This is a genomic window from Microvirga sp. GN3 (genome assembly GCF_055792825.1).
In genome coordinates, this window is sequence record NZ_JBVVAK010000247.1 from 1 (window position 1) to 8,337 (window position 8,337).

The 8,337-nt window shown below is 59.6% G+C and carries 5 protein-coding genes and 2 pseudogenes; 2 read left to right on the forward strand and 5 right to left on the reverse strand.

Annotation, left to right across the window (positions count from 1 at the left end; genetic code table 11):
* Positions 1-152 precede the first annotated feature (152 nt).
* A complete protein-coding gene (locus ACS5Q1_RS45020) occupies positions 153-296 on the forward strand; it encodes a hypothetical protein (RefSeq protein WP_473104309.1) in 144 nt (47 codons plus the stop codon).
* Between the two features lie 358 nt (positions 297-654).
* Positions 655-1,308 (forward strand): annotated as a pseudogene (locus tag ACS5Q1_RS45025) (transposase); the annotation flags it as partial.
* 744 nt (positions 1,309-2,052) lie between these two features.
* On the opposite strand, the gene ACS5Q1_RS45030 reads toward ACS5Q1_RS45025, so the two are convergent.
* The 5 genes and pseudogenes from ACS5Q1_RS45030 to ACS5Q1_RS45050 all read right to left on the reverse strand — a co-directional run.
* Positions 2,053-3,108 (reverse strand): 2-oxoacid:ferredoxin oxidoreductase subunit beta, encoded by a 1,056-nt coding sequence (locus ACS5Q1_RS45030; RefSeq protein WP_473104310.1) that lies wholly within the window; start codon positions 3,106-3,108, stop codon positions 2,053-2,055.
* Positions 3,105-4,949 carry a 2-oxoacid:acceptor oxidoreductase subunit alpha gene (locus ACS5Q1_RS45035; protein WP_473104311.1) on the reverse strand — a complete coding sequence of 615 codons (1,845 nt, stop codon included), beginning with the start codon at positions 4,947-4,949 and terminating at the stop codon, positions 3,105-3,107. The genes ACS5Q1_RS45030 and ACS5Q1_RS45035 overlap by 4 nt, the downstream gene beginning before the upstream one ends.
* Positions 4,931-6,730, reverse strand: a complete 1,800-nt coding sequence (locus ACS5Q1_RS45040; protein ID WP_473104313.1) for an FAD-dependent oxidoreductase — start codon at positions 6,728-6,730, stop codon at positions 4,931-4,933. Before ACS5Q1_RS45040 ends, ACS5Q1_RS45035 begins: the two co-directional genes overlap by 19 nt.
* 789 nt (positions 6,731-7,519) lie before the next feature.
* Positions 7,520-7,891, reverse strand: a complete 372-nt coding sequence (locus ACS5Q1_RS45045; protein WP_473104312.1) for a hypothetical protein — start codon at positions 7,889-7,891, stop codon at positions 7,520-7,522.
* A gap of 249 nt (positions 7,892-8,140) precedes the next feature.
* Positions 8,141-8,337: pseudogene (locus ACS5Q1_RS45050) on the reverse strand (IS256 family transposase); the annotation flags it as partial.

The window sequence follows — 8,337 nt, forward strand, 5'->3', positions numbered from 1 at the left end:
CCGACTTGCACCGCCTGGCCCGCCGCGAGTTCGGCCGCCTGCAGCAACGGCCTGAGCTCATTACCAGCTTCTTTCGGCACGCAGGTCTCTCCGTTGCAGGTCTTTAGTGAAGATCATTAGGCAGTCGTAATGCCACGAGGCATGATTTTGAGATGGTGCTCGACGCTATGCGCAGCGGCCAGGTTCCAGTCGCTGCGCTTGCCAGTCACCGCGGCGGCCTCGATGAGGCTCCAGACCTTGTCCCGAGTTGGTCGACACTCGACGCCGGCGTCATCAAGGCGCTGATTGAGCTTTAGCTAGATCAGGCCAAGCCTCAGTCTCTACGAGTGACCGCGTACGCTGCATAGGACTGTTCGTCCCGTATCTCTCGTCATACAGGTTTTAAGAAATGACGCGGATTAAAGACTCTGCCTCTCGGAGGGAGGCTACTGCTGACCTTACGCTCGATAGAGGCAAGCACCTACTTACCTCCACGTGAAGGGCCGCTATGGGTCAAGCACGGCCTTTGAGCGCAACCGCGTAAAGGTCAGCTCACCCCGCCTATGCGGAAATTCGGATAAGGTCCTTCCCGTGCCGATTTCGTTGAAAAAGTCGTCGTGATTGGCGGTGGATCATGATTCCCTGATGGTGCATTCTCAGCAGGAGGATCCGGTCATGATGGGCGAGCGTCTCGTGATGCAGGAGAGCCTGTTCTACGCATTCCGGCTCGAGGACCACGTCCCCTCCGATCACCTGCTACGGCGCATTGATCGCTTCGTCGACTGCTCCGGGTTGCGCCAGCATCTGGCTGGCTTCTACAGCACCACAGGCCGACCCTCGGTTGATCCCGAGTTGATGATCCGCATGCTGCTGATCGGCTACTGCCTCGGCATCCGCTCCGAGCGGCGCCTGTGTGAGGAGGTGCACCTCAATCTCGCGTATCGCTGGTTTTGCCGCTTGGGCTTGGAGGCTAAGGTGCCGGATCACTCCACCTTCTCCAAGAACCGGCATGGGCGCTTCCGTGAGAGCGATCTGTTCCGTCACCTGTTCGAGGCGGTGGTGCAGCGCTGCCTCGGCGAGGGGCTGGTCGGCGGTGAAGGCTTTGCCGTGGTCGCCAGCCTGATCCAGGCCGATGCCAACAAGCAGCGCTCCCTGGCAGGCTCCGACTGGCAAGCCAAAGACCATACTGACGCTGCCCCTCGTGCTGTGCGCGAGTACCTCGCCACCCTGGACGAAGCCGCCTGGGATGCGGCCACTGATGTCGAGCCAAAGTTCGTCTCGCCCTCGGATCCGGCAGCCCAGTGGACCGGAGCAATGCGCGGGACGGCCGTCGTTACGGACGTGTTCGAGGATCAGGCGAACCATCAGGTTCGTCAGCGCCTGCTGCGTCTCCGCAGTCAGAGTTCGCCAGTCTGGCATCCGCGGCTGGCCGCCGTCGCTTGGCTGGGCAAACAGGTCGAACTGCTCTGGTCTGGACCGAAGGACATGATGAGGGTTGCTCTGGCGTCGCATTGGCCTCTCCCCGATTCCCGTCGTGAGAGATCCAGTTTGCCGTCGCAGCTGTGGGAGTCGACGGTGCTCGCTTCGACACATTCGCCAGCAGCGCCGTCAAAGCCTGGATTGCGGCGATATCCACCTGAGGAGCAAGCTCAACCCGCATCGGCGCACACATGGCCCGGTCGAACATCCAGAGAGGGAGTTCCAATCTGCGGGACGGATCACCATCGTGGCGACAGAGAGCACAATCGCCAGCCCTCTTCTCGACGACCTCATCAAGCTGGACGATGCACCCGGCCCAGGGGTGCCACGGATACAGAACCTCCCGCTCTTCGGCCCTGTGGGCGTTCCGTCGTCGCTTTGTACAACCGCGTGCGGCCTCATTTCGCTCTCGGCTACCAACCGCCCGCACCTGTCACTCTGGAGGTCATCGCACAGCAGCTACCCACACCCACAATCATGCAGTAGGCTCTCAATGGGCCTGGTTCAAAATCCCGGTCAGGTCAAACGGAGTTGTTCATTGACCCAGTAAGTCGAATACAAGTTTGAGACACCCCACTCCTGCTGCCGCTTTGCTCATCTCCGTGCGGCGTTCAGATCCTCAAGAGCAGCGCTTCCAGGGCAGAGCTCCGAAGTCGAGAGTATATTCAACGGACCGGTTACCGTATGAAGCCTGTCGTGCAGGCTCTCAGGCTCGGGGTGCACGTAGAGCAGGCCTGTGACGATCTCGCCAGCCGCCTGATGCTCCTGCAGATAGGTCACCGCCTTCAGCTTGTCGGTCGGATCATAATCGGGTTCGAGCTTGCGCAACCTGAGAACTGAGCCATCATGCTGGGTCACGGTCTCAATGCTCCCGGGAGCATAATCTGCGGTAATCGCATCGCGGTCCTCGATCACGTCGAGGTAGTTAACTGCCTCATTATGTGCCCGAACGTAATCGTAGCTTTTCGTTGAATCGGGATGATTGTTGAACGCCACGCAAGGGCTTATGCAGTCGATGAAGGCGGCGCCTTGATGTTCTATCGCGGCCTTGATCAGTGGGACGAGTTGCGCCTTGTCTCCGGAGAAGCTGCGTGCCACGAAGGTAGCGCCGAGAAGAATCGCCATACTCACCAGATCGATCGAGGAATCCTGATTGCCGCCCCCCTTCTTTGATCTTGAGCCTTTGTCCGCGGTCGCAGAGAACTGGCCCTTCGTGAGGCCATACACGCCGTTGTTTTCGACGATGTAGGTCATGTTGACCCCGCGCCGGAGACAGTGGGCGAATTGCCCCAAGCCGATCGAGGCCGAATCGCCGTCTCCCGATACTCCAAGGTAAATGAGGTCCCGGTTTGCCAACGCGGCCCCGGTGAGAACCGACGGCATTCGGCCATGGACCGAGTTGAAGCCGTGGCTGGCGCCCAGGAAGTAAGTGGGGGTCTTCGACGAGCACCCGATCCCCGACAATTTGGCTACGCGGTGCGGTGGGATCGAAAGCTCAAAATAGGCCTGGATAATTGATGCAGAGATAGAGTCGTGACCGCAGCCTGCGCACAAGGTGGAGACCGCACCTTCGTAGTCCCGATGCGTGTAGCCGAGGACATTCTCGGCCAAATGCGGGTGGCGCAACTTGGGCTTTGCGAGGTATGTCATTCTGCGGCCTCCCGGCTGGTTTTACCGTTCAGGACTGCCCAGCGTCTGGCGATCTCGTCGATGATAAAGCGAGCCGTAATCGGCGTGCCGTCGTAGTGCAGCACCGAAATCAGGCGCGCTGGATCGAGTGCTCCCTCACTGATCAGGAGTGTCCGCAACTGGGCGTCTCGGTTCTGCTCGATGAGGAAAACCTGATCGTGATCAAGAACGAAGTTGATCACCTCGTCGCTGAACGGAAATGCGCGCACACGCATAAGGTCAAGATCAATGCCCTTTGCCTCTAAGGCTGCGACTGCCTCGTGCATGGCTGGGGCCGTCGAGCCGAAATACAACGCGCCGTAGCGGGTCGGGCGTCGGACGTTCCTCCGTAGCGGCTTCGGCACCAAGGCCTTGGCTGTCTCGAACTTGCGCAGCAGGCGCTGCATATTGTCGACATAGGCGGCGCCCTCCTCGGTATACCGGGCATAGCGGTCACGGGAGGTTCCCCGGGTGAAGAACGCCCCTTTGGTTGGGTGCGTGCCGGGATAGGTGCGGTATGGGATTCCATCGCCATCCACATCAAGGTAGCGGCCGAACTCGCGCCCTGCCTCGAGTTCCTCGGCAGTGAGCACCTTGCCGCGGTCGAGCTGGCGCCTGTCATCCCACGTTAAAGGCTCGCACAGCCACTCGTTCATGCCGATATCGAGATCCAGCATGACGAAGATCGGCGTCTGGAGCCGGTCAGCGAGATCGAACGCCAAGGCTCCGAACTCAAAGCACTCCCGTGGATCTTTGGGGAACAGCAGGACATGCTTTGTGTCGCCATGGGAGGCGTAAGCCGCGATCAAGATGTCCGATTGTTGGGTCCGGGTTGGCATCCCGGTCGAGGGACCTCCACGCTGCACGTCGAAGATCACGGCCGGGATCTCGGCGAAATAGGCAAGACCCAGGAACTCTTGCATCAGCGAGATGCCAGGACCGGAGGTTGCGGTGAAGGCCCGGGCGCCGTTCCAGGCAGCGCCGATCACCATCCCGATCGAGGCCAATTCGTCCTCGGCCTGAAGTATCGCATAGCGGCTTCGGCCGGTGTCCGGATCCGTGCGAAACGTTCGGCAGTGCTTTGCGAACGCCTCGGCAAGTGATGTCGAGGGCGTGATGGGATACCAGGCCGCCACGGTCGCGCCGCCGTAAACCGCTCCGAGCGCGGCAGCGTCGTTGCCCTCCAAAAAGATACGGTCGCCTACCGCCTGAGCACGACGTACCCTGAGCCCAATACTCCCCTTCAGGTGCGTTTCGGCATAATCGCGACCGAGGTGCAGCGCCTCATAATTTGGCGGGATGAGCTTGTCCTTGCCACGGAATTGCTCTGCGATGAGACGCTCAAGTTCGGCAATGTCGACCCCCAAGAGTGACCCGAGGGCACCCACATAGATGATGTTCTTGAACAGTTGCCGCTGCCGCGAATCGGTATAGCGCTCGTTGCAGATCGCCGTCAGTGGCATGCCGACAACGTTGATGTCGCTCCGGAACTTCGAAGGCGGCATCGGTCGGGTGGAATCATAGAAGAGGTAGCCTCCCGGCTCGATCTCGCTGACGTCCTTGTCCCAAGTTTGCGGATTCATTGCGACCATGAGATCAACGCCGCCCCGACGCCCACGATGGCCGGCCTCGGTCACCCGAACCTCAAACCAGGTCGGCAGACCTTGGATGTTGGACGGGAAGATGTTGCGCGACGCGATGGGTACGCCCATCCGGAGAAAGGAGCGGGCAAAGAGCCGGTTGGCACTTGCGGAGCCCGAGCCATTGACGTTGGCGAACTTGATAACAAAGTCGTTCGTACTCTCTAGACGCGGTGCTGGCATGTCTTGGTTCCGTAAGCATGTGCCATAGCGAGCACGAACTTCTGCATGTCCCAAGCACCGGTTGGACAACGCTCGGCACAGAGACCGCAATGAAGGCAGACATCCTCATCCTTCACCATGACCCGGCCCGTTGTGAGGGTATCGGAGACATACAGATCCTGAGCCCGATCGAGAGCCGGTGCGGTGAGGCGCCCCCGTAAGTCCTCCTCAGGGCCGTTCACGGTGAAGGTGATGCAGTCCATCGGGCAAATATCGGCACATGCGTCGCACTCAATGCACAGGTCCCGCGTGAACACTGTCTCGACGTCACAGTTCAGGCAACGCTGCGTTTCGGCATAGGCCAGCGCCCGATCAAAGCCGAGCTCCACCTCGGCCTTGATGTCCTTCAGCGCAATGGCTTGGTCACGCATCGGCACTTTGTAACGGAGATCCAGGGAGATCTCGTTGTCGTAGGACCACTCGTGAAGGCCCATCTTCTGTGACGCGAGGTTGGTCCGGGGCGGCGGGCGGTCGCTCAGACTTTTGCCCTGGCAGAAGAGGTCCATCGAGATTGCCGCCTCATGGCCATGGGCCACAGCCCAAATGATGTTCTTGGGTCCGAACGCCGCGTCGCCGCCGAAGAACACGTTCGGAAGGGTCGACTGATACGTGAGGGCATCAACGCTTGGCAGACCCCCGCGTTCGAATTCGAGCCCGAGATCTCGCTCGATCCAGGGGAAGGCATTCTCCTGACCGATTGCGATAAGAACGTCGTCACACGCGATATGAATATCCGGCTCTTTGGTGGGCAGCAGCTGACGCCGGCCGTTGGCATCCCTCCGGGCCGCCACCCTTTCGAAGATCACACCGGTGAGCTGACCTTGCGTATGAGTGAATTCCTTCGGCACAAGGTAGTTCAGGATCGGGATGCCCTCGTGGATGGCGTCTTCCTTTTCCCAGGGGGATGCCTTCATCTCCTCGAAGCCGGAGCGCACCACGACCTTGACGTCCTCGCCCCCGAGGCGGCGGGCCGTGCGGCAACAGTCCATGGCGGTGTTGCCGCCGCCAAGGACGGCGACCCGGCGGCCAATCTTATCAATATGGCCGAAGGACACGTTGGACAGCCAATCGATCCCGATATGAATGTTCGCGGCGGCCTCCCAGCGACCTGGGAGATCAAGGTCGCGCCCGCGTGGCGCGCCAGTGCCGATAAACACGGCATCGTAGCCGTCCTCCAGGATAGTTCGTAGGCTCTCGACCGGTTCGCCATACCGCGTTTCGATGTTCCCGATTAAGACAATGTAGCCGATTTCCTCGTCGATCACTGCCTCGGGCAGCCGAAATCGGGGGATCTGGCTGCGGATCATCCCGCCGCCTCGCTCCTCTCGATCGATGAGGACAATCTCGTAGCCGAGCGGCGCTAAATCACGAGCGACCGTCAACGAGGCGGGACCAGCGCCAATCAGGGCGATCCGTTTGCCGTTTCTCTCTAATGGCGCAACTGGCAGGAGAGACGAGATGTCCTCCTTGTTGTCGGCGGCGACACGCTTGAGGCGGCAGATCGCGACAGGCTCCGACTCGACCCGGCCACGCCGGCAGGCCGGCTCACACGGACGATCACACGTACGTCCCAGGATCCCGGGGAAGACGTTCGAATGCCAGTTGACCATATAGGCATCAGTGTAGCGACCGGCTGCAATCAGCCTGATGTATTCGGGAACCGGCGTATGGGCAGGGCAAGCCCATTGGCAATCGACCACCTTGTGAAAGTAGTCGACATTCCGGATGTCTGTTGGGGGCAGCCCGGCTTGGAAGGCTATTGCATCCTGGCCACGCCGTTCGATCTCCATTGCCGATTGCGCACTCTCGGACATTGACGCGTCTCCGGTCGTATGGTGGCGGAGTTCTCCCGCGAAATAAAGTGCATAAAAACTGGACAGATGCGACCTGAGCTTGCGGCTTACCCCTTCACTTTAGCGATATTGCGCGAGAAACTAGACACTGCTCACGTCCCATGCGGCGGTCATGTTGATCAAAAGCGACTTGGATGCTCCTGCTTGCCTTCAGTATTGGCCAGGGGTTCTGGATCTATGCGAGTCTGCCAGGTGGGAGGACGGAAGGGGATTTCCGACCCTTCGGGAGGATCTTCGAGTGGCCATGACAGAGGAGTGCCCAGCCGGAAAGGCCACCTATCTCCTGACCGCGAGCGGAATTGCCCTGAAGCCGGATGAGATCCCTGAGATATGGTCAAGCCTTCAAGGGGGCTCGATATCAAACTGTTGAGCGGCGCTTGCGCTAAGGATGTAGCTCACCCGATGTGCGGGGTTTTGGGCGTAATCGGCTTGGCGAAGGCAAGCGACGAGAGACCACTGCGCTGACAGCACCGCCATTGTGGCGCTGACGGGCACCGTCAACTTAACCAAGCAACAGCCATTTTGGGTTGCCAACTGCCGGTCGAACCTGTTGAAAATGCGGTACCTCGTTCCCGCCAGACCGTCGGCAAGAGCAAGTAAAGGCGTTAAGTTGACTGCACCAGGCACAAACAAACCATCCTGGATGGGCGATGTTCCAGGACGGATTGGTTGATTAGCTCATGGGTCCAAAGGTGCATTAACTAGCTCAACGCTTGGGTTGTGAGTCCAGCCCAGTTGACCAGCCATGTAGGTGTAGAGCTGTGTTGTGAGGAAGCGATCCTTCACTGCCACAACCAAATCACGCCGCCCTGAATACCTCCAGTGTGGACCATCCGCCCCAGTTGATTCCATCACTTCAGTGTCATAGGCCACGAGGCCATGATGTCGGTTTAGCTCAAAGTTGATCCTGTACTCATCAGAATGCCTCCGCCCTCTCTCCTGAACCTTCATGTCAGCCACCACTAGAATATCACAGCGACCCAGCAAGGGTTTGGCTGAGAGCTTGAGGGTGTCCCATAGGATGATTGGACGTGTCCCAATGTCGGCCATAGTCGTTCTCCAGACCCAGTCAGAGTGCAACTCCCTTCTTTTTGAAGATTGTACCGTGATCTACAGGATGTGGAACGGCACCAAAGGTTGACCCTGGCGAGGGCTGCGCAATGCCTTGGTTTAGCGGCTCAAAATAGAAATTCGGCGGGATCATCATCGGCGCCGATGATGATCCCGCCGACTCCATGAATTCGCAGCAACGTTATGCACTTGGTGGGAGCTATGACGGATTTTGGGTGACGGGGCCGATCAGGCGGCGCTGTTTGTCGGCATCGGAATGATCTCGGTGCCGTCCTTAAACCTGACACCGGCGATCACCTTCGGCAACTGGTTTTCGCCCATCAGCCGACGCCAGCTTTTCGCGGCCGCCATCAGCAGCTTGAAGACCGTCAGCCGGGCGGTCGTTGGAGACAGCGAGCCTTTCGTGCGCACGGTCCGGTGCCGCA

Bases quoted from the DNA above. Each gene is read 5' to 3' on its own strand.
- ACS5Q1_RS45035 (WP_473104311.1), bottom strand. From the start codon at position 4,949: ATGCCAGCACCGCGTCTAGAGAGTACGAACGACTTTGTTATCAAGTTC.
- ACS5Q1_RS45045 (WP_473104312.1), bottom strand. From the start codon at position 7,891: ATGGCCGACATTGGGACACGTCCAATCATCCTATGGGACACCCTCAAG.
- ACS5Q1_RS45030 (WP_473104310.1), bottom strand. From the start codon at position 3,108: ATGACATACCTCGCAAAGCCCAAGTTGCGCCACCCGCATTTGGCCGAG.
- ACS5Q1_RS45020 (WP_473104309.1), top strand. From the start codon at position 153: ATGGTGCTCGACGCTATGCGCAGCGGCCAGGTTCCAGTCGCTGCGCTT.